General features: G+C 34.6%; 1 protein-coding gene. It reads left to right on the top strand.

Translation table 11 applies throughout. The features are described 5' to 3' along the window. Nucleotides 1-353, top strand: a 353-nt coding sequence (locus FLACHUCJ7_RS15505; RefSeq protein ID WP_180909525.1) for a DDE-type integrase/transposase/recombinase, incomplete at its 5' end; no start/stop codon positions are given. Between the last annotated feature and the right edge of the window lie 52 nt (nt 354-405).

Below are 405 nucleotides of genomic sequence, written 5' to 3'. Positions count from 1 at the left end.
GAAGAAGACAAAGAATGAGCGCTCAGTCTTTTCTAATTAAAGCAATTAGTAATAACTGCATACCAAGAGTAATAAACATTGATAAAAGCGGTTCTAATACCGCAGCGATCAAAGTCTATAACAAGCGTTCGTTCTCAAAGATTAAAATTCGGCAGTGTAAATATCTCAACAATATTGTAGAACAGGACCATCGATTTATAAAATGGAGGATACAAAACGGGTTAGGCTTTAAAAGCTTTGAATCAGCAAGACGAACATTGAGTGGAATTGAAGTTGTGCATATGCTGAGAAAGAATCAGATAATTGGACATGGGACAACTATGTTTAAATCATTCTGTAAATTGGCGGGCTAACTTTTAAATTACTTAAATTCTTATATTTGATTCTGACAGATGCGACAGAACC

The organism is Flavobacterium salmonis, from assembly GCF_903819435.1.
GTDB lineage: Bacteria > Bacteroidota > Bacteroidia > Flavobacteriales > Flavobacteriaceae > Flavobacterium > Flavobacterium chungangense.
The sequence above is the reverse complement of the archived record's forward strand: the minus strand, read 5'-3'. Positions and strand labels throughout refer to the sequence as shown.